The 22,994-nt window shown below is 60.3% G+C and carries 21 protein-coding genes and 2 tRNA genes; 8 read left to right on the forward strand and 15 right to left on the reverse strand.

The window, feature by feature from the left end; genetic code table 11:
- Window position 1: 1 nt before the first annotated feature.
- The 6 genes from PseAD21_RS17960 to PseAD21_RS17985 form a co-directional block, all read right to left on the reverse strand.
- Window positions 2-78, reverse strand: a tRNA-Met gene (locus tag PseAD21_RS17960).
- 86 nt (window positions 79-164) lie between these two features.
- Window positions 165-1,619 (reverse strand): amidase, encoded by a 1,455-nt coding sequence (locus PseAD21_RS17965; RefSeq protein WP_102356832.1) that lies wholly within the window; start codon window positions 1,617-1,619, stop codon window positions 165-167.
- Between the two features lie 61 nt (window positions 1,620-1,680).
- Window positions 1,681-2,727 carry an extracellular solute-binding protein gene (locus PseAD21_RS17970; protein WP_102356833.1) on the reverse strand — a complete coding sequence of 349 codons (1,047 nt, stop codon included), beginning with the start codon at window positions 2,725-2,727 and terminating at the stop codon, window positions 1,681-1,683.
- A gap of 28 nt (window positions 2,728-2,755) precedes the next feature.
- A complete protein-coding gene (locus tag PseAD21_RS17975) occupies window positions 2,756-3,562 on the reverse strand; it encodes an ABC transporter permease (protein WP_102356834.1) in 807 nt (268 codons plus the stop codon).
- Window positions 3,562-4,482: an ABC transporter permease gene (locus PseAD21_RS17980; protein WP_102356835.1), complete on the reverse strand. Its 921-nt coding sequence runs from the start codon at window positions 4,480-4,482 to the stop codon at window positions 3,562-3,564. Before PseAD21_RS17980 ends, PseAD21_RS17975 begins: the two co-directional genes overlap by 1 nt.
- A 15-nt stretch (window positions 4,483-4,497) precedes the next feature.
- Complete coding sequence (locus PseAD21_RS17985; RefSeq protein WP_102356836.1) at window positions 4,498-5,616, reverse strand: ABC transporter ATP-binding protein; 1,119 nt, start codon at window positions 5,614-5,616, stop codon at window positions 4,498-4,500.
- A 225-nt stretch (window positions 5,617-5,841) separates the two neighbouring features.
- Here PseAD21_RS17985 and PseAD21_RS17990 point away from each other — a divergent pair, with 225 nt between their 5' ends.
- On the forward strand, window positions 5,842-6,744 hold the full coding sequence (locus PseAD21_RS17990) for a LysR substrate-binding domain-containing protein (protein WP_102356837.1): 903 nt from the start codon (window positions 5,842-5,844) through the stop codon (window positions 6,742-6,744).
- Here the strand turns inward: PseAD21_RS17990 and PseAD21_RS17995 are convergent.
- A complete protein-coding gene (locus PseAD21_RS17995; RefSeq protein WP_102356838.1) occupies window positions 6,737-8,794 on the reverse strand; it encodes a methyl-accepting chemotaxis protein in 2,058 nt (685 codons plus the stop codon). The genes PseAD21_RS17990 and PseAD21_RS17995 overlap by 8 nt on opposite strands.
- Before the next feature lie 333 nt (window positions 8,795-9,127).
- Here PseAD21_RS17995 and PseAD21_RS18000 point away from each other — a divergent pair, with 333 nt between their 5' ends.
- Window positions 9,128-10,345, forward strand: a complete 1,218-nt coding sequence (locus PseAD21_RS18000; protein ID WP_102356839.1) for an MFS transporter — start codon at window positions 9,128-9,130, stop codon at window positions 10,343-10,345.
- Between the two features lie 182 nt (window positions 10,346-10,527).
- Here the strand turns inward: PseAD21_RS18000 and ychF are convergent, their stop codons facing one another.
- The 8 genes from ychF to PseAD21_RS18040 all read right to left on the reverse strand — a co-directional run bounded on the left by ychF (window position 10,528) and on the right by PseAD21_RS18040 (window position 17,447).
- Window positions 10,528-11,628: a redox-regulated ATPase YchF gene (gene ychF / locus PseAD21_RS18005; RefSeq protein WP_102356840.1), complete on the reverse strand. Its 1,101-nt coding sequence runs from the start codon at window positions 11,626-11,628 to the stop codon at window positions 10,528-10,530.
- A 22-nt stretch (window positions 11,629-11,650) separates the two neighbouring features.
- Complete coding sequence (pth, locus tag PseAD21_RS18010; RefSeq protein ID WP_102356841.1) at window positions 11,651-12,235, reverse strand: aminoacyl-tRNA hydrolase; 585 nt, start codon at window positions 12,233-12,235, stop codon at window positions 11,651-11,653.
- Window positions 12,236-12,405: 170 nt separating this feature from the next.
- Window positions 12,406-13,008, reverse strand: coding sequence for a 50S ribosomal protein L25/general stress protein Ctc (locus PseAD21_RS18015; protein ID WP_102356842.1), 603 nt, complete (start codon window positions 13,006-13,008; stop codon window positions 12,406-12,408).
- A 141-nt stretch (window positions 13,009-13,149) separates the two neighbouring features.
- Entirely contained in the window at window positions 13,150-14,091 is a 942-nt protein-coding gene (locus PseAD21_RS18020) for a ribose-phosphate pyrophosphokinase (protein WP_003171603.1), read from the reverse strand.
- Between the two features lie 45 nt (window positions 14,092-14,136).
- Window positions 14,137-14,211: transfer RNA gene (locus PseAD21_RS18025), tRNA-Gln, on the reverse strand.
- 36 nt (window positions 14,212-14,247) lie between these two features.
- Window positions 14,248-15,099, reverse strand: a complete 852-nt coding sequence (gene ispE / locus PseAD21_RS18030) for a 4-(cytidine 5'-diphospho)-2-C-methyl-D-erythritol kinase (protein WP_102356843.1) — start codon at window positions 15,097-15,099, stop codon at window positions 14,248-14,250.
- A 2-nt stretch (window positions 15,100-15,101) separates the two neighbouring features.
- Entirely contained in the window at window positions 15,102-15,719 is a 618-nt protein-coding gene (gene lolB, locus PseAD21_RS18035; protein ID WP_102356844.1) for a lipoprotein insertase outer membrane protein LolB, read from the reverse strand.
- Between the two features lie 3 nt (window positions 15,720-15,722).
- The gene (locus PseAD21_RS18040) at window positions 15,723-17,447 is read right to left on the reverse strand and encodes a tetratricopeptide repeat protein (protein WP_102356845.1); all 1,725 of its coding nucleotides are present in this window, start codon (window positions 17,445-17,447) and stop codon (window positions 15,723-15,725) included.
- Window positions 17,448-17,629: 182 nt separating this feature from the next.
- Between PseAD21_RS18040 and hemA the strand changes: the two genes are divergently transcribed.
- From hemA to PseAD21_RS18070, 6 genes are all read left to right on the forward strand, one after another.
- Window positions 17,630-18,916, forward strand: coding sequence for a glutamyl-tRNA reductase (hemA, locus tag PseAD21_RS18045; RefSeq protein ID WP_102356846.1), 1,287 nt, complete (start codon window positions 17,630-17,632; stop codon window positions 18,914-18,916).
- The gene (gene prfA / locus PseAD21_RS18050) at window positions 18,913-19,995 is read left to right on the forward strand and encodes a peptide chain release factor 1 (protein WP_102356847.1); all 1,083 of its coding nucleotides are present in this window, start codon (window positions 18,913-18,915) and stop codon (window positions 19,993-19,995) included. The genes hemA and prfA overlap by 4 nt, the downstream gene beginning before the upstream one ends.
- Window positions 19,996-20,826, forward strand: a complete 831-nt coding sequence (prmC, locus tag PseAD21_RS18055) for a peptide chain release factor N(5)-glutamine methyltransferase (RefSeq protein ID WP_102356848.1) — start codon at window positions 19,996-19,998, stop codon at window positions 20,824-20,826.
- On the forward strand, window positions 20,820-21,575 hold the full coding sequence (locus PseAD21_RS18060) for a molybdopterin-synthase adenylyltransferase MoeB (protein ID WP_102356849.1): 756 nt from the start codon (window positions 20,820-20,822) through the stop codon (window positions 21,573-21,575). Before prmC ends, PseAD21_RS18060 begins: the two co-directional genes overlap by 7 nt.
- The gene (gene murI / locus PseAD21_RS18065) at window positions 21,568-22,359 is read left to right on the forward strand and encodes a glutamate racemase (protein WP_102356850.1); all 792 of its coding nucleotides are present in this window, start codon (window positions 21,568-21,570) and stop codon (window positions 22,357-22,359) included. Before PseAD21_RS18060 ends, murI begins: the two co-directional genes overlap by 8 nt.
- 112 nt (window positions 22,360-22,471) lie before the next feature.
- Window positions 22,472-22,990: an acyloxyacyl hydrolase gene (locus tag PseAD21_RS18070; protein ID WP_102356851.1), complete on the forward strand. Its 519-nt coding sequence runs from the start codon at window positions 22,472-22,474 to the stop codon at window positions 22,988-22,990.
- Window positions 22,991-22,994: the final 4 nt, after the last annotated feature.

Below are 22,994 nucleotides of genomic sequence, written 5' to 3' on the forward strand. Positions count from 1 at the left end.
TTGGTGGCTACACAGGGACTTGAACCCCGGACCCCAGCATTATGAATGCTATGCTCTAACCAACTGAGCTATGTAGCCAAGTGGCGCGCATTATTCCCCTGAAATGGAAAAGCGTCAAGCGTAAATTTAAAAATTTTTTCTACGCTTTCAACCGTTTATCAAAATCATGGGCCGAGCAGCGGCGAAGGACAGCGTTGGAACCAGCGGCTGGCCTGTTCATACGCGTGCGCCAGTTGCAGAACCGCGAAGTCTGCCTGGTGCCGGCCGATGACCTGTAGCCCCATCGGCAACCCCTGTGTATTGAAGCCGGCCTGGACGTTCGCCACCGGACACCCGGACAACGTGCCGGGAATCACCACCTCCATCCAACGATGATAAGTGTCCATACTCACGCCTTCGATAGCGGTCGGCCACGGCTGCGTCTTGTCGAACGGGAACACCTGAGCGCTGGGCAACAACAGATAGTCATAGCGTTCGAACAACTTCGAGATCGCCCGATACCAGTCGCTGCGCACCACCGAGGCGGCAAACACTTCGCTGGCCGACAGCTTCAGGCCGTTCTCCACTTCCCAGATCGCTTCCGGTTTCAACAACGCGCGCTTCTGCGGATCGGCATACGCCGGGCCCAGTGACCCCGTGACCATCCAATGACGCAAGGTGCGCCAGCTGCCCCACAACCGCTCAGGCGCGAACCCCGGCTCAACCGACTCAACCTGGCAACCCAGACTTTCAAAGTCGGCAAAGGTCTTCTCACACAACGACAGCACTCCTTTCTCCATCGGCAGGTAACCGTTGAGGTCCCCCAGCCATCCCAACCGCGTGCCTTTGAAATCACGCTCCAGTGGCGCGGCAAATGCATCGCCGGACTCACTGATCGACAACGGCGCCCGCGCATCGCCCCCGGCCTGTACCGACAATAGCAACGCCGCATCCCTCACGCTGCGCGCCATCGGTCCTTCGTAACCGAGCTGATCAAAGAACAGATCAGCACTGTCATCAAACGGCACGCGGCCCTGGGACGGGCGGAAACCGAAGATGTTGTTGAACGCCGCCGGGTTACGCAGTGAACCCATCATGTCGCTGCCATCGGCCACCGGTACCAGATGCATCGCCAGTGCCGCCGCCGCGCCGCCACTGCTGCCGCCCGCGGTTTTGCTCGGGTCGTAGGCGCAGCCAGTCGCGCCGAACAATGGGTTATAGCTCTGTGAGCCGAGGCCGAATTCCGGGGTGTTGGTCTTGCCGATGATGATCGCGCCGGCGGCCTTGATCCGCTCGACCATGATCCCATCGCGCTCGGGAATGAAGTCCTGGAACAACGGTGAGCCGAGCGTGGTGCGGATGCCACGGGTCAGCGACAGATCCTTGATCGCGTGGGGCAGGCCATGCATCCAGCCACGGTATTCGCCGCGCGCCAGTTCGGCATCGCGTTCATCGGCCTGAGCCAGCAGATTTTCAGGTGATTGCAGGCTGATCAGCGCATTCACCAACGGGTTGAAACGGTCGATGTGGGCAAGGTAAGTCTGCATCACTTCCCGGCAGGAGACCTGGCGCAGGCGGATGCGTTCGGCGAGCTCGTGGGCCTGCAACAGGAGCAGTTCGCTGATGTTATTGGAGTTCATGACAACGGCGCCTTTCAGACGGCTGGAAAAACGCCCCGGCCTCGTGCCGGGGCGGCAGGGATCAACGCATCAGGTTGGTCCAGAGACGATCGGCCAGACGGATCGCGCCTTCGCCGCAGGTCTTGCTGAACACTACGTTGGTGCCCTCGGGAATGTGCAACTCGGGGGCATCTTTGAGGCTTGCATCGAGGAACGGTTCGACGCCTTTGATCGGGCTCTGGTGCTTGAGGAAATTCTGCGTCATCGCCGAGTTTTCCGGCTGGCTGAGGAAGGCGATGAACGCCTTGGCATTTGCCGGGTTCTTGCTGCCGGTGGGGATCACCATGTTGTCGACCCAGGCCAGCACGCCTTCTTTCGGGTAGAGGTATTTCAGCGTTGGTTTCATCTCGCGGGCACGCATCGACGAACCGCCCCAGAACATCGACATGTCGATTTCACCCGAGGCGAGGTTCTCGCGAATCGAGCCGGCCTTGGAACTGTAGGTCTTCACGAACGGCTTCTGCACCTTGAGCAACGTCAGCACTTGTTGCATCTGTTTCGGGTCTTCGCTGCACAGCGGAATATTCAAATAGAGGCTGGCCATGTCGACCATCTCGCTGGTCGAGTCGAACATGTTGATCCGCCCCTGCAACTCGGCTGGCGGCTCATACAAAACCTTGTAGCTGTCGGCCGGGCCTTTGTAGCGCGCCGAGTCCAGCACGACGCTAGTGGTCCCCCAAATGAACGGCACCGAATACGCGCCTTCCGGGTCCCAGGTCGGTTTTTTCAGGTTATCCACAACGCTGGCGTAGTACGGCTCCTTGACCGGGTCGAAGCGTTCCAGCAGGTTTTCCTTGATCAGGATCGGAATGAACTGGTGCGACGGGATCGCCACGTCGTAACCGGCGCCGCCCTGTTTCAATTTCGCCAGCAGGGTCTCGTTGGAGTCGTAGGAATCGACGGTGACTTCGATGCCGGTCTGCTTCTGAAACTTGGCGAGAATCTCCGGAGAAAAGTAGCCGCTCCAGCTCACCACGTTGAGTTTTTCGGCAGCCTGAACACTGCCGGCCATGGCCAGCGGCACAGTCAGGAACAACGAAGTGCCGACGCTTTTTATCCACTTGCTCATGCTATTTCCCCACAGGTCGTAGAAAGGTTCAGGCGTTCTTTTTGCCCAACAGGTAAGAGAGGCTGACGAACAGCACCGAGACGCCGAGGATCAGCGTCGATACGGCGTTGACGTCGGGTGTCACGCCCATGCGCAGCAGGCCGAAAATGAAGATCGGCAGCGTTGTCGTGCCGGCCTGAGAGACCATCATCGAGATCACAAAGTTATCCAGCGAGACGATGAAGGCCAGCATCAGTCCGGAGAAAATCCCTGGCATCAGCAGCGGCAGAGTGACCTTGCGAAAGGTTCGCCACGGGCCGGCGTAGAGGTCGGCGGAGGCTTGCTCCAGCGACAGATCCATGTCGTTCAACCGGGCGCGGATCGGCAGGTAGGCGAAGGGAATGCAGAACACCGTATGGGCGATGATCAAGTTGCCGTAACCCAGCGACAGGCCAATGGTGGAGAACAGCGCCAGCGTCGCCACGCCGACGACAATTTCCGGCAGCACCAGCGGCAACATGATCGCGCCCATCGACAATTGCAGGCCCTTGAACTTGGCACCTCGCGAAGTACCGAGGGCGGCGAGGGTGGCAATCGCCGTGGCGATCGTGCTCGCGCAAACCGCGATCAACAGGCTGTTGCCGGCGGCCTGACGCAAGGCCTGATTGGCGAACGCGGCGCGATACCAGTCGAGGCTGAAACCGGTCCACACCGTCGCCGACTGGTTGGCATTGAACGAGAACACCACCAGCACCACGATTGGCGCATACAGGTACAGATAGAACAGAAAGCTGAAGCCGCCGAAGCCGGGAAAGTCCTGCACACCCAACCCTTTGCGTTTGAATAGAGCGAGCATTACGCACCTCCCTTGGCGATGCGCTGGCGCTCGGCGCGCTGGGCATAAACGGTCAGCACCAGCATCACTGCAGCCATCAGCACCAGCGACAACGCCGCGCCGAACGGCCAGTTACGCGCATCGCTGAACTGCCGGAAAATCAGGTTGCCGAGCATCATCCGCGTGCCGCCACCGAGCAGTTCCGGAGCGATCATTGCGCCCAGGCACGGCACGAAGGTGAGGATGGCGCCGGCGAGAATCCCCGGTTTGGCGATCGGCAGGACGACCTTGCGTAAGGTGCGCACACGCCCGGCATACAGATCCTGAGCCGCTTCGAGCAGACGGATATCCATCTTTTCCAGCGTCGCGTAGATCGGCAACACCACGAACGGCGCGTAGGTGTAAACCAGCCCCAGCAGCACCGCGCCGTCGGTGTACAGCAACTGCAACGGTTCATGGATGACCCCCATGCCCATCAGGCTGTTGTTGATCACCCCGGTGTTACGCAGCAGCAAAATCCACGCGTAAGTGCGGATCAGCAGGTTGGCCCAGAACGGCACGGTGATCAGAAAGATCAGCAAGCCGCGACGATGCGCCGGCTGCATGGCCAGCCACACCGCGACCGGAAAACCGATCAACAACGTGATGATGGTGGTCAGGCCGGCGATGCCGATCGAGCGCAGGGCGATGATCAAATACGAGTCGGCAAAGGCGAGGCTGTCGTCCAGTTGCCGCTCGAACAGCAGCGAGGTGTAGGCGTCGCTGCTGAAGACTTTATTGCCCCCGCCGTAGGGGTTGGCCTCCATCAGCGAATAGCCGATGACGATCAGGATCGGCACCAGCAGAAACAGGCTGATGGCGACCAGTGCCGGGCTGACCCCGAGGAAACTCTGGAAGGCCTTGCGGCGTTCCAGGGTGTTGGCAATCGGTAAGGCGTGCATGGCAACTCCTCGGGCTCAATCGTGCAGGACGCTGGCGCTTCCACGGTCGAACAACAGACCGGCCGGGCTGCCGACGGCAAAGCGCAGGCTCTGGTCGACGCAGTTGGGCGTACGCACGGTGAGGCGCGAACCATCGCTGAGGCTGACCTGATATTGCAGGTCGGTGCCCAGATAGATTTGCGCTTCGATCCGGCACTGCAACGCGGCCTCGGTTGCGGCAGGTACCAGGTGCAGGCGCTCGGGGCGCACCGACAAGGTCACGCTGGCGCCGACCGCTACGTCGCTGCACGGTTGCGCCGGCAGCGGATGGCCCGCCGGCCCGGCGAACCACGCCTGACCGTCTTCCACACGGGTGACGGTGCCTTCGATGAAGTTGGTTTCGCCAATGAAGTCGGCGACGAAGCGATTGCGCGGGCGCTCGTAAATATCTTCCGGGCGCCCGACCTGCTGCACTTCGCCTTCGGACAACACGGCAATACGGTCGGACATGGTCAGCGCTTCTTCCTGGTCGTGGGTAACGAAGATGAAGGTGATGCCGGTTTTCGCCTGGATGGTTTTCAGCTCTTCGCGCATCGCTTGGCGCAGCTTGAGATCGAGCGCCGACAGCGGCTCATCGAGCAGCAGCACTTTCGGATGCGGTGCCAGTGCGCGGGCGAGGGCGACACGTTGCTGTTGACCGCCCGACAGTTGCGCCGGTTTGCGGTTGGCGAAGCGCTCCATCTGCACCAGCGCGAGCATCTCGCGAACTCGCTCGGCGATTTGCGCCTTGTTCAGAACCTTGCCCATCGGCTGTGATTCAAGGCCGAAGGCCAGGTTCTCGGCGATGGTCATGTGCGGGAACAGTGCGTAGTGCTGAAACACCGTGTTGACCGGGCGCTGGAACGGCGGGCGGTCGGCGATGTTTTCGCCGTAGAGCAGGATCTCGCCTTCGGTGGGAAATTCGAACCCGGCAATCATCCGCAGCAGCGTGGTCTTGCCGCAGCCGGACGGGCCGAGCAGGGTGAAAAATTCGTTGTCGCGGATGTCCAGATCGATGTTTTTCAACGCCACCGGACCGGTGTTTGGATCACCGTAAACCTTGCGCACTGAGCGGATCGAGACCGCCAGCGTTTGCAGCGAATGCAGGGCATTCATGCGTTACCTCCGATTCCCCCATCGCCTGCGACTCGCTTTGAAAGCATAGTCATCGGGCCATGGATATTATTTTTTTGGGCAGGATCGAGATTGCGTTCGGGTGTGAAACCAGCTGTTTTTTTGTTCTGCTGTGGCTCGATTATCAGCCAGGGGTTGCGCGGGGCGACACTTCAATTTAAACATGGCAGGTGTTAGTTAATTTAACAGCCAAAGGTGCCAGGAATCATGCCCGACCACCGTTTGCCGCCGCTCAACGCGGTGCGTGCCTTTGATGCCGCCGCCCGTTTGGGCAGCTACGTCGAAGCCTCGAAAGCCCTGCACGTGACCCAGCCGGCGATTGGCCGGCACGTGAAGTTGCTCGAGGACTGGTTGGGCATTCAATTGTTCGAGCGCACTTCGCGCGGGGTCAACCTGACAACAGCGGGGGAGAAGTACCATCGCAAGATCGCCGCCGCCCTGCAGTTGATCATCGAGGCGGGCAAGGACGCTCGACCGAAAGATGCCGAGCGCTGGTTGCGGATCATGGTGGTGCCGGGTTTCGCCAAGCGCTGGTTGATGCCGAGGATCGAAGCGCTGCGGCATCTGCGGCCGGGATTGAAACTGGCGATCGAGCCGAACTCCACCTTCACCGAAGTGGATGGCAAGAGTGCCGATCTGGGTATCGTCTACGGCCTCGACGGGCAGTATGCCGACTCACGGCAAGCGCTGATTTGCCCACGGGTGTTTCCGATCTGCACGCCGGCATATCTGGCCAGCATCGCGCCGATCAACAGCCCGGCCGATCTGGTCAGACACGAACTGATCCATGTCGATGACGGCGAATGGTGGAACCTGTGGTTTGCCGCTCACGACCTCGACATCCACCTGAGCTCCGACATGCTCTACGTCAACAACGACCACGCGTTGTCTGTCGCCGAAAGCGGGCAGGGCATCGCGCTGGCCAACGAGGTGCTGGTGCGCCATGAACTCGCCAGCGGCAAACTGGTGCGTGCGGTCGACGCCCAAGTGAAGCTGGAAAGCTATCGGGTGTTGACGCCGTCCGCCGAACTCTCGGCGGATGTGGCGTGGTTTATTCAATGGATCAAGGCTGAACTGGAAACGGACTTCCCCGAAGCAGTGATCAACTGAGACGGAAGCGCGCGGTGTTGTCGCTCAACGCTTTGCTGCCCTGGCTCAAGGTGTCCGCCGCAAGATTCACCGCCCTGGCGCCTTCGAGCAAGCGCACGGCCGCCTGATCAACCTGCTGGATATTGCCGCTGACTTCATCGGCGGTACTCGCCTGTTCCTCAACCGCCGTGGCGATTTGCGCCAACGTGTCGGTGACGCTTTGCACGGCGCTGGCGATTTCTCCCAAACGTTCACCGAGACCGGTGACCGACTCGGCATCGGTTTGCGCTTGGCCGCAGGCAGCTTCCATCAAACTCACCGCTTCGTTGACCGTGGCGCGCAGGCTGTCGACCGTGCCGGCGATCTGCGCGGTCGATGACTGGGTGCGTTGCGACAGGCTGCGCACCTCATCGGCCACCACGGCGAAACCGCGCCCTTGTTCGCCGGCACGCGCGGCTTCGATGGCCGCGTTGAGCGCCAGCAGATTGGTTTGCTCGGCAACGCCGCGAATCGTATCGACCACCAGTTGAATCTGCTGGCCTTGCTCGCTGACCCGACTCAACGCCGCTGCGGTGTCGTTCAAACGCTGGTTGAGCTGCTGAATACTCGCCGTGGTGCGCTGGCTGTCACGGCTGCTGTCGGCCGCGATGCGCCGGGTGTGCTGGGCGCTGCCGGACGCCTGTTCACAACTTTGCGCTACGCCTTGCGAGGTCGCGGCCAGTTGCGTCGCGGCGGCGGCGATCTGGCTGATCTGCAACTGCTGCGCTTCGACTTCACTGAGGGCGCCGCTGGAGTGATCGTTGAGGCTGCGCACGGCGTGGCTCAGTTGCGAGGTTTCGTGATCGACCCCGAGCATGCTGGCGCGCAGTTGCACCACGGCGACGTTCAGCGCGGTGCTGATCGCCGCCAGTTCATCGCGGCCCACCACCGGCACCTGCAGGCTCAGGTTGCCGTCACGCAGGGCTTCGGCCAGCAGGGTGATGCCGCTGGCGCTGCGGCGGATCGAGGCTTGCAGGCAGACGAACAGGTACAGCGCTGCCAGCAACAGGCAGCCGAACACGGCGGCGACCACCATGAACTGGCGAATCGCCGAGGTGTGGTAGGCGTCCAGGCGCTGATCCAGCGACAGCAGCGATTGCTGGCGCAGGGAGGCGAGATCGCCCAGCAATGCATCGAGGCTACGTTCGAAGTCCTCGGGCTTGAGCGTGATGCTGCCACCGAACACGCCGTCATCCAGCACCTTGAGACCGGCATCGAGGCGCTTGAGGCTGTCGTGGTATTGGCCTGCCCAGGTCTGCAGATCGCTCGGCAAACGCGCTTCGAGCAGGCCGGCGGTCTTCACCAGTTGCTCGCGGGCATCGCCGATACGGCTGCGCAGGTCGCGCAGTTGCAGGCGGCTCTGCAGGGTGAACTGGCCCGAGACCACTGAAGCCTGACCGACTGCCGCGAGGCGGCCCACACGCTCGATCAGATCCGGTGCGTGCTGCGTGGAGATCTGTGTCAGCAAATAGGTTTCCAGCCACGGCGCGAGGGTCAGGCGGTTGTCCATGACGATCTGCTCGCGCAAGGCTTGCAGGGCGCTGAGGGCGTTGGTGAACCGGTCATAGCCGTCCGGCCACCAGCCGACGCTGCTCAGGCTTTTCGAATCCAGACCGCCGAGTGCGCTTTGCAGCGCCTGATAGCGGGCGAGGGTTTCGCCTTCGGCGCCTTCCTTGCTCAGTGCATTGCCCAGATCACTGGTGGCTTGCACGAGGGCGGGGTGCACGGCGTCGAACGCTGCCATGGCGGCGAGGGTGGCCGGGGTCGGCTGGCGATTGGTTTCGGTGGCGCGCCAACGGGCGGCACGGTCACGTTGCGCGGCGAGCAGGTTGTCCAGCGCATCCAGCGCGAGCAACTGCCGCACGCCGGCACGTTCGCCGGAAATCAGATTGAGTTTGTCGCGATAGTCTTGGCCGATCATCAACAGGCTGCCGGCCAACGGCAGAATGAACAGCAGAAACAACAACTGGAATTTACGCGCGAAGCAAAACCGCCCCAGCAATTTGATCCCCGGTGAAAGGAAAGCCTGCATGCCCCATGACTCCTCTGGACACCACGCACCAATGGCGTGCATCGCGGTCTGGCGACCTTGATGTTGTGCCCTGCTAAAAGGCCTCGAAAGTTCACTCTCGCCCGCTCTGTAGGCCGGCTCTGTAGCGAAACTTCCCATTGTCGGTCGCCTTTGTAAGGCGCCCGCGTTCAAGGGGAGAAGCAAGGCAAGATTCAGACCATGGCGTTGCGCTATCACCTGGTGCACGACGATCAGTCAGTTAGTTAGCTGGCTAAGGGGATGGCGCTGGCGCACTGAAAAATGGCACATTGGCGCACCTGCCCGCGTGCATCCATCTGCTGTACGGAAACTTCCATGGCTATCAGCAACGCTCAGACCGCCGCTGCCTCGGCGCCCGCTGCTCCGCAAAGCAGCCCACTGGTGATGCGTATCATCGGCGCCGTGGCGCTGGCGCATTTGATCAACGACCTGATTCAGTCGGTGCTGCCGTCGATCTACCCTATGCTCAAGGCCAACTATGGCCTGAGTTTCACTCAGGTCGGCCTGATCACCCTGACCTTCCAGTTGACCGCTTCGCTGTTGCAGCCGTGGGTCGGTTATCACACCGACCGCCATCCGAAACCGTGGCTGTTGCCGGCCGGTTCGATTTGCACGCTGATCGGCATCGTGATGATGTCGGTGGTCGGCAGTTTCCCGTTGATTCTGTTGGCTGCGGCGCTGATCGGTATCGGCTCCTCGACCTTTCACCCAGAGGCATCACGGATTGCGCGGCTGGCCTCGGGCGGACGCTTTGGTCTGGCGCAATCGACCTTCCAGGTCGGCGGTAACGCCGGTTCCGCGTTCGGCCCGTTGCTGGCGGCGGCGATCATCATTCCGTTTGGTCAGGGCAACGTGGCGTGGTTCGGTCTGTTCGCGGTGTTTGCACTGTTCGTGCTGTACCGCATCAGCCGCTGGTATGCCCATCACCTGAACCTGTTCAAACTCAAGGCCGGTCAGGCGGCGACTCATGGGTTGTCGAAGGGCAGGGTGACCAGTGCGCTAGTGGTGCTGGGGCTGTTGGTGTTCTCGAAGTATTTCTACATGGCCAGCCTCACCAGTTACTTCACGTTTTACCTGATCGAGAAGTTCGACCTGTCGGTGGCCAGTTCGCAGCTGCACCTGTTCATGTTCTTGGGCGCGGTGGCGGCGGGGACGTTCTTCGGCGGGCCGATTGGCGACAAGATCGGGCGTAAGGCAGTGATCTGGTTCTCGATCCTTGGTGTGGCGCCGTTCACGCTGCTGATGCCTCACGTCGATCTGTTCTGGACCACTGTTCTCAGCGTGGTGATCGGCTTCATCCTCGCCTCGGCGTTCTCGGCGATTGTGGTGTACGCGCAGGAATTGGTGCCGGGCAATGTCGGGATGATTGCCGGGGTGTTCTTCGGTTTGATGTTTGGTTTCGGCGGGATTGGCGCGGCATTGCTGGGTCATCTGGCGGATGTGCACGGGATTGAGTATGTGTATTTCCTGTGCTCGTTCCTGCCGTTGTTTGGTGTGTTGGCAATTTTCTTGCCGCGCGCCAAAAAGGCCTGATTCACACATTACCCATTGTAGTAGTGAGCCTGCTCGCGATAGCGGAGTGTCTGTTACAGTTGATTCGACAGACACACCGCTATCGCGAGCAGGCTCACTCCTACAGGGGGAATGTGTTGGGCCATAAATTTCAGGCACAAAAAAGCCGCGTATCAAACGCGGCTTTTTCTTGGGCGTGTCGCTTACACGTTGAAGCGGAAGTGCATCACGTCGCCGTCCTTGACGATGTAATCCTTGCCTTCCAGACGCCATTTACCGGCTTCTTTGGTACCGGCTTCGCCCTTGTACTGGATGAAGTCGTTGTAGGCGATCACTTCGGCGCGGATGAAGCCTTTCTCGAAGTCGGTGTGGATCACGCCGGCAGCCTGAGGTGCGGTGGCACCGACTTTGACGGTCCAGGCGCGGACTTCTTCGACACCGGCGGTGAAGTAGGTCTGCAAGTGCAGCATTTCGTAGCCAGCGCGGATTACGCGGTTCAGGCCAGGCTCTTCCAGGCCCAGGGCCTCGAGGAACATGTCCTTCTCTTCACCGTCATCGAGTTCGGCGATTTCTGCTTCGATCTTGTTGCAGACCGGAACGACCATCGCGCCTTCTTCTTCGGCGATGGCGCGAACCACGTCCAGGTGCGGGTTGTTCTCGAAACCGTCTTCAGCGACGTTGGCGATGTACATGACCGGTTTGGTGGTCAGCAGGTGGAAGCCCTTGATCACTGCCTTTTCGTCAGCGCTCATGTTCTTCATCAGGCTGCGCGCAGGCTTGCCTTCGGTGAAGTGCGCGATCAGTTGCTCCAGCAGAGCTTTCTGAACCACGGCGTCCTTGTCACCGCCCTTGGCGTTACGCGCGACTTTCTGCAGTTGCTTCTCGCAGCTGTCGAGGTCGGCGAAGATCAGTTCCAGGTCGATGATTTCGATGTCGCGCTTCGGATCGACGCTGTTGGAAACGTGGATCACGTTTTCGTCTTCAAAGCAGCGCACCACATGAGCGATGGCATCGGTTTCACGGATGTTGGCGAGGAACTTGTTGCCCAGACCTTCACCTTTCGAGGCGCCGGCTACCAGGCCTGCGATGTCGACGAATTCCATGGTGGTCGGCAGGATGCGCTTCGGATTGACGATGGCCGCCAGAGCGTCCAGGCGCGGATCCGGCATCGGCACGATGCCGCTGTTCGGCTCGATGGTGCAGAAGGGGAAGTTCTCGGCCGCGATACCGGATTTGGTCAGGGCGTTGAACAGGGTGGACTTGCCGACGTTAGGCAGGCCGACGATGCCGCAATTGAATCCCATGGTGTGTCCCCTCGGAGTAGAGTCAGGCCTTCTGGCTGTGCAGGTTTTTCATCGCGCGGTTCCATTCACCGGCGAGGATATCCGGCAGCACGCCGAGGGCAAAGTCGATGCTGGCATCGAGTTTTTCCTGTTCGGCGCGTGGCGCACGACCCAGGACGAAATTTGAAACCATACTGGCGACGCCCGGGTGGCCGATGCCAAGCCGCAGGCGGTAGAACGTATTCTGATTACCCAGTTGCGCGATGATGTCGCGCAACCCGTTGTGACCGCCATGGCCGCCGCCCTGCTTGAGCTTGGCAACGCCCGGAGGCAAGTCGAGTTCGTCATGCGCCACGAGGATTTCTTCAGGCGTGATGCGGAAGAAACCGGCGAGTGCCGCCACGGCCTGGCCGCTGCGGTTCATGTAGGTGGTGGGAATCAGCAGACGAACATCCTGACCCTGATGCGAATAGCGTCCGGTCAGGCCGAAATATTTGCGATCGGCCACAAGGTTGACACCTTGCGCGGCTGCGATGCGCTCAACAAAAAGGGCCCCTGCGTTATGCCGGGTCTGGTCGTATTCGGCGCCTGGATTTCCCAGGCCAACGATCAGTTTGATGGCAGTCACGATAGGGGCCCTTCCTTTGAGTGGTGAGTAACATCGCCGCGATCAGGGAAAGCGGCGAAAGTGGACGAAAATTGCTCATTTACCATGAATGTAAACTCCGCGTTCTCGCCCGCTTTCTCGCTACGTTCCAGTCCGCGATGTTACTGATCACTCAGGCGTTACAGAGTGAATTACTCTGCTGCGCCTTCTTCGGTAGCTTCTGGAGCAACACGTGGAGCGTGGACGTTGGCAACAGCCTTGTCATCGCCGTGTGCCAGAGCAACGAACTCAACGCCTTTAGGAGCTTTGAGGTCCGACAGGTGAATGATCGAACCGATTTCAGCGTTAGCCAGGTCGACTTCGATGAACTCAGGCAGATCTTTCGGCAGGCAGGTCACTTCGATTTCAGCAACAACGTGCGAAATCTCGCCGCCTTTCTTCACTGGAGCAGCTTCGTTGATGAAGTGCACAGGAACGATAGCGGTCAGTTTCTGGCCAGCTACAACGCGTACGAAGTCAGCGTGCATCACGTGGCCTTTGGCCGGGTGACGCTGCAGAGCTTTGATGATTACGTTTTGCTTGGTGCCACCAACGTTCAGCTCGATGATGTGGCTGTAAGCCGCTTCGTTTTCGAGCAGTTTGGCAACTTCCTTGGCCAGCATGCTGATGGATTCAGGGGCTTTTTCGCCACCGTAAACAACAGCTGGAACCAGGGCGGCGATACGACGCAGGCGGCGGCTCGCACCTTTCCCCAGGTCGGAACGCACTTCAGCATTCAGAGTAAAATCGTTCATTTTGTATCTCCAAAATAGCCATGACCGGGTGGCGTTTGCGACCAGCGCCAAACACGGTATGGGCAAAAAAGCCCCGCCCCGGCAGGAATGCCGGGGCGGGGCGCTTTTCGTCAACGAGACATTTCGAGAAGGGCAGGGCCCTTAACGGAACATCGCGCTGATCGATTCTTCATTGCTGATGCGGCGAACCGCTTCGGCAACAACCGGTGCGATATCCAGTTGACGGATACGTGCACAGGCTTGTGCTGCAGCGGACAGCGGGATGGTGTTGGTCACCACCAGCTCGTCCAGCACGGAATTTTCGATATTCTCGATGGCCCGACCCGACAGCACAGGGTGTGTGCAGTAGGCAAAGACCTTGGCTGCGCCATGCTCTTTCAGGGCCTTGGCCGCGTGGCACAGAGTGCCGGCGGTATCGACCATGTCATCGACCAGAATGCAGGTACGCCCTTCGACATCACCGATGATATGCATCACTTCAGAGTGATTGGCTTTCTCACGGCGTTTGTCGATGATCCCGAGATCCACGCCCAGGGATTTGGCAACGGCCCGTGCACGCACGACGCCACCAATGTCCGGGGACACGATCATCAGGTTTTCGAAGCGCTGATCTTCAATGTCATCCACCAGAACCGGGGAGCCGTAGATGTTATCTACCGGAATATCGAAGAAGCCCTGAATCTGGTCAGCATGCAGATCAACCGTGAGAACACGGTCGATGCCGACTACGGTAAGCATGTCAGCGACGACTTTCGCGCTGATAGCCACACGTGCGGAACGCGGACGGCGATCCTGACGGGCATAACCAAAATAAGGAATAACAGCAGTGATACGAGTAGCCGAGGAGCGGCGGAAGGCATCAGCCATCACTACCAGTTCCATCAGGTTATCGTTGGTCGGAGCGCAAGTCGGCTGAATAATGAAAACGTCTTTACCGCGAACGTTTTCATTGATCTCGGCAGTAATTTCGCCGTCGGAGAACTTACCGACAGAGATGTCACCGAGAGGGATATGCAGCTGACGTACAACACGCCGAGCCAGATCGGGGTTAGCGTTCCCCGTAAAGACCATCATCTTGGACACGCGCAGTACCTAGAGGCTGAGGGTAACCTGGATGAGTATAGAAAATGGCAGGGGCGGCTGGATTCGAACCAACGCATGGCAGGATCAAAACCTGCTGCCTTACCGCTTGGCGACGCCCCTGTATCTGTTGCATCAAGTGCCGAGCACTTGGTTCCTTTAGAGCAGACTTTGCAGCTTGCGGTGCAACATCGAAATGTTGCTTCCTTTCGCTACAAACCCTGTAAGGGTCTCTGTCAGAAGGGCCGAGACTTTATCAGCTTCAGCTTTGCTTGGGAAGCCCCCAAACACACAACTTCCAGTTCCAGTGAGTTTTGCTTCGGTAAATTTACCTAACAAATCCAATGCGTTACGTACCTCTGGATAACGCCTTGCAACCACCGGCAAACAGTCATTTCGACTGTTTCCCTCGGGAACGGGGCGCACTTTAATGGGCGGCGTGTTACGTGTCAACAAAGGATCGGAAAAAATTTCTGCCGTACTTACAGAGACTTGCGGTACGAGCACCAGATACCACGGTTCTTCGGGGTCGACCGGGGTCAGTTTCTCGCCCACGCCTTCGGCAAATGCCGCGTGGCCACGGACGAAAACCGGGACGTCGGCACCCAGCGCCAGGCCCAGTGCAGCCAGGCGATCTTCATCCCAGCCCAGTTGCCACAGGTGATTGAGACCGAGCAGGGTGGTGGCCGCGTTGGAGCTGCCGCCACCGATGCCGCCGCCCATGGGCAAAACCTTGTCGATCCAGATGTCGATGCCGAGGGTGCAGCCGGATTGTGCCTGGAGTATTTTTGCCGCGCGCACGATCAGATTGCTGTCATGCGGTACACCGGCGAACTCGGTGTGCAGCTGAATCACGCCGTCATCGCGCACGGCGAACGTGATTTCGTCGCCGTAATCGACGAACTGAAACAACGTCTGCAATTCGTGATAGCCATCTTCACGGCGACCGAGAATGTGCAGCATCAGATTGAGCTTGGCTGGCGACGGCAGCGTCAGGCGTGGAGCGCTCATGCTTATTGCCCCAGTTTGCGCGGTTGCCAGGTCTTGATCACCAGCGTCACGTCCAGGTCGGTGCCGTGCAGTTTGATCCGCTCGGGCAGCCAGTAACCGTTTTGCTCGGCGTAGCTGAGGTACTCGACCTTCCAGCCATCCTGTTCCAGATTGGCCAGGCGACTGTCGTTATCGAGGGTCAGGCGGCTTTTGCTGCTTGGCGCAGGCAGGCCACGGACCCACCAGGCCAGATTCGATACCGGCAGTTTCCAGCCGAGTTGCTCTTCGAGCAGCGCTTCCGGTGAGTCGGAGTCATAGCGGCCCTGATTGGCGACTTCCAGCGAGACCTTGCCCGGACGCCCGGTCAGTCGCGCCGCGCCACGACCCAGCGGGCCGGACAGACGAATGTCGTAATAGTCCTGACGCTGCAGCCAGAACAGCGTGCCGCTACCGGAATCTTTCGGCGCGCGGATGCCGATCTTGCCATCGATCTGCCAGCCGTCGAGGCCGGTCAGCTGTTGTTTGTTCGCGGCCCATTGAGCCGGACTGCCGTGGCCCTCGACCGATTCGCGAGCGCCGAAGCCCGCGCAACCGGCGAGCAGGGCGATGAAGCTGAAAACAATAACGTGGCGCAAAAACATGAGTTAGAGAGTCTCGGATCCGGTCAGGCGCTTGATGGTGCTGCGCAGGATGGTGCTGTCGGGCTGGTCCTTGAGGAACTTGCCCCAGATTTGCTTGGCTTCACGCTGATTGCCCTTGGTCCACAGGACTTCGCCCAGGTGCGCGGCGACTTCGTGGTCAGGGAAACGCTCCAGCGCCTGACGCAGATATTTCTCGGCGTCGTCCAGGTTACCCATGCGGAAGTTCACCCAGCCGAGACTGTCGAGCACGGCAGGGTCTTCCGGGTTGATCCGGTGTGCCTGTTCGATCAGGTCTTTGGCTTCTGCGTAGCGGGTGGTGCGATCAGACAGCGTGTAACCCAGCGCGTTGAGCGCCATGGCGTTGTCCGGATCGCGCTTGATGATCAGGCGCAGGTCTTTTTCCATCTGGGCCAGGTCATTGCGCTTTTCCGCGAGCATGGCCCGGGTGTAGAGCAGATTCAGGTCATCCGGGTATTGCAGCAGGGCTTGCTGCAGTACTTTCCAGGCCTTGTCGTCGTGTTTGTTGGCCGACAGGGTTTCGGATTCGATCAGGTACAACTGGATCGCGTAATCCGGTTGCGCATCGCGCTCGGCCGCCAGTTTGCTTTGTGCTTCGGCGGTCTTGCCATTGTTCATCAGGATATCGGCCTGACGTAGTTGCGCCGGCAGATAGTCATTGCCCGGGCCGACCTGCGCGTATTCGATCAGCGCGCCCTGCGGGTCGTTGCGCTCTTCGGCGATGCGGCCGAGGTTCAGATGCGCCGAATCAACGTGGCTTTCCCGGGCGATCAGGTCTTCCAGGTAGCCCTTGGCCTCGTCCCAGGCCTTGGCTTCCAGGCACACCAGCGCCAGCGAGTAGCGTAGCTCATCGTCTTCCGGGTATTGCTGAACCAGGGTGGAAAACTCGACCTTGGCGTCGTCCATCCGGTCCTGTTCAACCAGCGTGCGCGCATAGGTCAGGCGCAGGCGCTTGTCGTCCGGGTATTTCTTGATGCTTTTCTGCAACAACGGCAGGGCTTCGTCGCCACGATTCATGGTTTGCAGCAGACGGGCACGCAGCAGAATCGGGGCGATCTCGCCTTCTTCCGGCGGGTTGTCTTCGAGCAGGGTCAGTGCGGCTTTATTGTCGCCATCCTGTTGCAGGAGCAGGGCCTTGCCGAAAATCAGCTGGCTGTTCTTCGGGTGACGCTGCAGCAGACGGTCAAAGCTTTTCATCAGACCGTTGCGGGTTTCCTGGTCGGTGTCGGCTGCCGACAGCGCGAGGAAGTCGAAATGGGTGTCGCCCTTGCCCTGCAGGACTTTCTCCATATAAACCATGGAGTCGTCATAACGCCCGGCACGCGCCAGTTGCACGGCGGCGGCGCGTTGCGCTTCGAGGTCGTCCGGGGCGTTTTTCGCCCAGATCAGCGCGGTATCCAGCGCAGGCTGGTCGGCGCCCAGGTATTCGGCGATGCGGAACGCGCGCTCGGAAACCCCCGGGTCCTGGGTGTTGATGGCCTGGGTCACGTAGTTGTCCAGGGCAATGTCGAAGCGATTGCGCTGGCCGGCGAGTTCGGCGCTCAACAGGCTGAAAACGGTTTCTTCGCTGAACGAGCTGTAAACCTTGGGTTTTTCAGGCGGGGACGCGGTGTCTTCGACCGGCGGGGTACCGTCCGGCGAAACGGGGGCCAAGGCCTGGCAGCCGCTGAGGAAGACAAAAGCAAGGAGCAACGCGGAAGATCTATTCATATAGGAAGAGGACGACTAACCTGCGGTCGGATCATCATGACACAAGCCTTCGGCCAAACATAACCGAGTCTCGAATGTGACCTTTATAGTGGCCGACAATTGGGACAATAGTCAGCGGTAGTTGTTCTGGATCTGACGAAGTAGGACAATTGCCGGCTTCACGTCACCATCAGCGACCTTGAATGGCCTTCCTTGCACTCGGTATTAACCACAAGACTGCTTCAGTAGACGTCCGCGAGCGCGTGGCCTTTACCCCTGAGCAGCTGGTGGAAGCCTTGCAGCAGCTCTGCCGACTGACCGACAGCCGCGAAGCTGCGATCCTTTCCACCTGCAATCGCAGTGAGCTTTATATAGAGCAGGATCAGTTGTCGGCGGATATCGTGCTGCGCTGGCTGGCCGATTATCACCATTTAAGCCTCGATGAGCTGCGCGCGAGTGCTTATGTGCACGAAGATGATGCGGCAGTTCGTCACATGATGCGTGTCGCCTCCGGGCTCGACTCGCTGGTCTTGGGCGAACCGCAGATTCTCGGCCAGATGAAATCGGCCTACGCCGTGGCCCGCGAGGCCGGCACTATCGGCCCGCTGCTGGGACGCCTGTTTCAAGCGACGTTCAATGCTGCCAAGCAGGTGCGCACCGACACCGCCATCGGCGAAAACCCGGTGTCCGTGGCGTTTGCCGCCGTCAGCCTGGCCAAACAGATTTTCAGCGATCTGCAACGCAGTCAGGCCCTGCTGATCGGTGCCGGCGAGACCATCACCCTGGTTGCCCGTCATTTGCACGAGCTCGGGGTCAAGCGCATCGTGGTTGCCAACCGTACGCTGGAACGCGCCAGCCTGCTGGCCGAGCAGTTCGGCGCGCATGCGGTGCTGCTTTCGGACATCCCGGCGGAGCTGGTGCGCAGCGATATCGTGATCAGCTCGACCGCCAGCCAATTACCGATCCTCGGCAAGGGCGCGGTCGAAAGTGCGCTGAAGCAGCGCAAGCACAAACCGATTTTCATGGTCGACATCGCCGTACCGCGAGACATTGAGCCAGAAGTCGGCGAACTCGACGACGTTTACCTCTACAGCGTCGACGATCTCCACGAAGTGGTCGCCGAAAACCTCAAGAGCCGGCAGGGCGCAGCACAGGCGGCGGAAGAGATGGTCTCGGTTGGCGCCGACGATTTCATGGTGCGCCTGCGCGAACTGGCGGCGGTCGATGTGCTCAAGGCCTACCGGCAACAGAGCGAACGCCTGCGCGACGAAGAGCTGCAAAAGGCCCTGCGTCTGCTGGCCAACGGCGGCAACGCCGAAGATGTGCTCGGGCAACTGGCCCGCGGCCTGACCAATAAACTGTTGCATGCGCCCAGCGTGCAATTGAAAAAGCTTTCTGCCGAAGGCCGCCTCGATGCGCTGGCCATGGCCCAGGAACTCTTTGCCCTCGAGGGCTCACCGGATAGTTTTTCGGATAAAAAACCGCAATGAAAGCGTCACTGCTCAACAAGCTGGACATCCTCCAGGACCGTTTCGAGGAACTGACCGCGCTGCTCGGCGACGGCGAAGTCATTGCCGATCAGGCCAAATTCCGCGCCTATTCCAAGGAATACGCTGAACTCGAGCCGGTCGTGCACGCCTATAAAAAGCTGCTCGGCGTACAAAGCGATCTTGAGGGCGCGCAGGCGCTGCTCAAGGACAGCGACCCGGACATGCGTGAAATGGCCGTGGAAGAAGTCCGTGAAGCCAAGGAATTGCTGATCACTTTGGAAGGCGACCTGCAACGCATGTTGCTGCCCAAGGATCCCAATGACGGTCGTAACGTGTTCCTCGAAATCCGCGCCGGCACCGGTGGCGACGAGGCGGCGATCTTCTCCGGCGACCTGTTCCGCATGTACTCGCGTTACGCCGAGCGCCGTGGATGGCGTGTCGAGATCCTCTCGGAAAACGAAGGCGAACACGGCGGCTATAAAGAAGTCATCGCCCGCATCGAAGGCGACAACGTTTACGGCAAGCTGAAATTCGAATCCGGCGCGCACCGCGTACAGCGCGTACCCGCCACCGAATCCCAGGGCCGTATCCACACCTCGGCCTGCACCGTGGCGGTGTTGCCCGAGCCCGACGAGCGCGAAGCCATCGAGATCAACCCGGCGGATCTGCGTGTCGACACGTTCCGCTCCTCCGGGGCCGGTGGTCAGCACGTCAACACCACCGACTCGGCGATCCGCATCACGCACATACCGACCGGCACCGTCGTCGAGTGTCAGGAAGAGCGTTCCCAGCACAAGAACCGGGCGCGGGCGATGGCCTGGTTGTCGGCCAAGCTCAACGATCAGCAGACCGCCGCAGCGGCCAATGCCATTGCCAGTGAACGCAAGCTGCTGGTCGGCTCCGGTGATCGCTCCGAGCGTATCCGCACTTACAACTTTGCCCAGGGCCGGGTCACTGACCACCGCGTCAACCTGACCCTGTACTCCCTTGATGAAATTCTCGCCGGTGGCGTTGAAGCGGTGATCGAGCCTTTGCTGGCCGAATACCAGGCTGACCAACTTGCAGCGATAGGTGAATAAATGACCATCATTGCCAGTCTGTTACGCGCCGCCGAACTGCCGGATTCGCCCACGGCGCGTCTGGATGTCGAATTACTCCTCGCGGCTGCACTGGGCAAACCGCGCAGCTTCCTGCACACCTGGCCCGAGCGCATTGTGCCCAGCGAAGCGGTGCTGATTTTTACCGAGTACCTGCAACGGCGTCGCAGCGGTGAGCCGGTGGCCTACATTCTCGGTCAGCAGGGCTTCTGGAAGCTGGATCTGGAAGTGGCGCCGCACACGTTGATTCCGCGTCCGGACACCGAATTACTGGTAGAGGCCGCGCTGGAACTGCTGGCAGCAAATCCGGCGAAAGTTCTCGATCTGGGTACCGGCAGCGGTGCGATTGCCCTGGCCCTGGCCAGCGAGCGCCCGGCGTGGAAGGTCACCGCGGTTGATCGCGTGCTGGAAGCCGTGGCCCTGGCCGAACGCAATCGCCAGCGCTTGAACCTGAGCAACGCCACGGTGCTGAGCAGCCACTGGTTCAGCGCCCTCGAAGGCCAGCGCTTCAATCTGATCATCAGCAACCCGCCTTACATTGCCGCCGCCGACCCACATCTGGTCGAGGGCGACGTGCGCTTCGAACCAGCCAGTGCGCTGGTGGCCGGTATCGACGGGCTCGACGATCTGCGCCTGATCGTCGCCCAGGCTCCGGATCATCTTGAAGCCGGTGGCTGGCTGATGCTCGAACACGGCTATGATCAAGCCGAGGCCGTGCGTGATCTGTTGTTGACCAGCGGTTTCGAAGAAGTCCACAGCCGCACCGATCTGGGCGGCCATCAACGGATCAGCCTGGGGCGCCTGCCGTGCTGAATGATCAGGAATTGCTGCGCTACAGCCGGCAGATTCTGCTGCAACACATCGATATCGATGGGCAACTGAAGCTCAAGGACAGCCGCGTGCTGATCGTCGGCCTCGGCGGTCTCGGCGCGCCGGTCGCGTTGTATCTGGCGGCGGCGGGGGTCGGTGAGCTGCATCTGGCGGATTTCGACACGGTCGACCTGACCAACCTGCAACGCCAGATCATCCATGACACCGACAGCGTCGGCATGAGCAAGGTCGACTCGGCGCTCAAGCGCCTGGGCGCGATCAATCCCGAGATTCAACTGGTTGCCCATCGTCAGGCGCTGGACGAAGACACGCTGGCCGCCGCCGTGGCCGCGGTGGACCTGGTGCTCGACTGCTCCGACAATTTCTCTACCCGCGAAGCGGTCAATGCCGCCTGCGTGGCTGCGCGCAAACCGCTGGTCAGCGGCGCGGCGATTCGCCTGGAAGGGCAGTTGTCGGTGTTCGACCCGCGCCGCCCGGAAAGTCCGTGCTACCACTGCCTGTACGGGCACGGCAGCGAGGCCGAGCTGACCTGCAGCGAAGCCGGTGTGGTCGGGCCGCTGGTGGGTCTGGTTGGCAGTCTTCAAGCGCTTGAGGCGTTGAAAGTGCTGATCGGTTTCGGCGAGCCACTGGTGGGCCGCTTGCTGTTGATCGATGCTTTGGGTTCGCGCTTCCGTGAACTGCGGGTCAAGCGTGACCCGGGTTGCAGCGTCTGTGGTTCGCAGCATGCGTGAGGCACCGATCGCGGTGTTCGACTCCGGCGTCGGCGGCTTGTCGGTATTGGCCGAGATCCAGCGTTTGCTACCCCATGAGTCACTGCTGTATTTCGCCGATTGCGGACACATTCCCTACGGTGAGAAAACCCCGGAATTCATTCGCCAGCGCTGCAGTGTGATGGCCGGTTTTTTCCGTGAGCAGGGCGCCAAGGCCCTGGTGATCGCCTGCAATACCGCCACGGTGGCTGCGGTTGCCGATCTGCGCCGGGACTTTCCTCAATGGCCGATCGTCGGCATGGAGCCGGCGGTCAAACCCGCCGCTGCCGCGACCCGTAGCGGTGTGGTCGGCGTACTCGCCACCACCGGCACGTTGCAGAGCGCCAAGTTCGCCGCATTGCTCGACCGTTTCGCCACCGATGTTCAAGTCATCACCCAGCCGTGCCCCGGTCTGGTTGAGCTGATTGAGAGCGGCGATCTGCACAGTACCGAGTTGCGTGCATTGCTCAAGCACTATGTCGATCCGCTGTTGGCCAACGGTTGCGACACGATCATCCTCGGCTGCACCCACTATCCGTTTCTCAAGCCGATGCTCAAGACGATGATCCCCGAGAGCATCAGCCTGATCGACACAGGCGCGGCCGTAGCACGACAACTGCATCGGCTGCTGGCCGAGCGCGAACTGCTCGCCGAGGGGCCGAACCGCCCGGTCAGATTCTGGACCAGTGCCGATCCCGAGTCCTTCCGCAAGACCCTGCCCCTGCTGGGCCAGGTTGCCGGCGACGTTGAAAAATTCACCTTGTAAAAAAAGCGTGAAATATCTAAAAAGTCAGCTGAACTTCTGCTCAAGCGCCGATTTCTATACGGCTGAGTCACCTAGAAAACCAAACGATCGTTCCGGAAAAGGAAGTTTCAACGTGAAGCGACTATTCTGCTTGGCCGCGATTGCGGCTGCATTGATGGGGCAAAGTTTTACTGCACAAGCGGCAAACGTTGAGTTTGCAGTGGGGGCGACCAGCGATTCGACGATGACGTATCGCCTGGGGATGAATTTCGATTGGGACAAGAGCTGGCTGCAAAGCGACGTCGGGCGTCTGACCGGTTACTGGAGCGGTGCCTACACTTACTGGGAAGGTGACAAGACCTCCAGCAATAACAGCCTGTCGTTCTCGCCGGTGTTGGTTTACGAGTTTGCCGGCCAGTCGGTCAAACCGTATGTCGAGGCGGGGATTGGTGCCGCGGTGTTCTCCAACACCGAGTATGAAGGCAACAAGATCGGCCAGGCCTTTCAGTTCGAAGACCGTTTCGGCTTCGGCTTGCGCTTTAACGGCGGGCATGAAGTGGGGATCCGCGCGACTCACTATTCCAACGCGGGTATGTCGAGTAACAACGACGGAGTAGAGAGCTACTCGCTGCATTACTCGATGCCGCTGTAAGCGC

Source organism: Pseudomonas sp. AD21, assembly GCF_002878485.1.
Lineage (GTDB): Bacteria > Pseudomonadota > Gammaproteobacteria > Pseudomonadales > Pseudomonadaceae > Aquipseudomonas.

Coding starts and splice junctions, on each gene's coding strand:
- PseAD21_RS17980 (WP_102356835.1), bottom strand. CDS start 4,482: ATGCACGCCTTACCGATTGCCAACACCCTGGAACGCCGCAAGGCCTTC.
- ispE (WP_102356843.1), bottom strand. CDS start 15,099: ATGAGCGCTCCACGCCTGACGCTGCCGTCGCCAGCCAAGCTCAATCTG.
- murI (WP_102356850.1), top strand. CDS start 21,568: ATGCGTGAGGCACCGATCGCGGTGTTCGACTCCGGCGTCGGCGGCTTG.
- PseAD21_RS17990 (WP_102356837.1), top strand. CDS start 5,842: ATGCCCGACCACCGTTTGCCGCCGCTCAACGCGGTGCGTGCCTTTGAT.
- PseAD21_RS17975 (WP_102356834.1), bottom strand. CDS start 3,562: ATGCTCGCTCTATTCAAACGCAAAGGGTTGGGTGTGCAGGACTTTCCC.
- PseAD21_RS17965 (WP_102356832.1), bottom strand. CDS start 1,619: ATGAACTCCAATAACATCAGCGAACTGCTCCTGTTGCAGGCCCACGAG.
- PseAD21_RS18040 (WP_102356845.1), bottom strand. CDS start 17,447: ATGAATAGATCTTCCGCGTTGCTCCTTGCTTTTGTCTTCCTCAGCGGC.
- prmC (WP_102356848.1), top strand. CDS start 19,996: ATGACCATCATTGCCAGTCTGTTACGCGCCGCCGAACTGCCGGATTCG.
- PseAD21_RS18000 (WP_102356839.1), top strand. CDS start 9,128: ATGGCTATCAGCAACGCTCAGACCGCCGCTGCCTCGGCGCCCGCTGCT.
- PseAD21_RS18015 (WP_102356842.1), bottom strand. CDS start 13,008: ATGAACGATTTTACTCTGAATGCTGAAGTGCGTTCCGACCTGGGGAAA.
- PseAD21_RS17995 (WP_102356838.1), bottom strand. CDS start 8,794: ATGCAGGCTTTCCTTTCACCGGGGATCAAATTGCTGGGGCGGTTTTGC.
- ychF (WP_102356840.1), bottom strand. CDS start 11,628: ATGGGATTCAATTGCGGCATCGTCGGCCTGCCTAACGTCGGCAAGTCC.
- PseAD21_RS17985 (WP_102356836.1), bottom strand. CDS start 5,616: ATGAATGCCCTGCATTCGCTGCAAACGCTGGCGGTCTCGATCCGCTCA.
- lolB (WP_102356844.1), bottom strand. CDS start 15,719: ATGTTTTTGCGCCACGTTATTGTTTTCAGCTTCATCGCCCTGCTCGCC.
- PseAD21_RS17970 (WP_102356833.1), bottom strand. CDS start 2,727: ATGAGCAAGTGGATAAAAAGCGTCGGCACTTCGTTGTTCCTGACTGTG.
- prfA (WP_102356847.1), top strand. CDS start 18,913: ATGAAAGCGTCACTGCTCAACAAGCTGGACATCCTCCAGGACCGTTTC.
- hemA (WP_102356846.1), top strand. CDS start 17,630: ATGGCCTTCCTTGCACTCGGTATTAACCACAAGACTGCTTCAGTAGAC.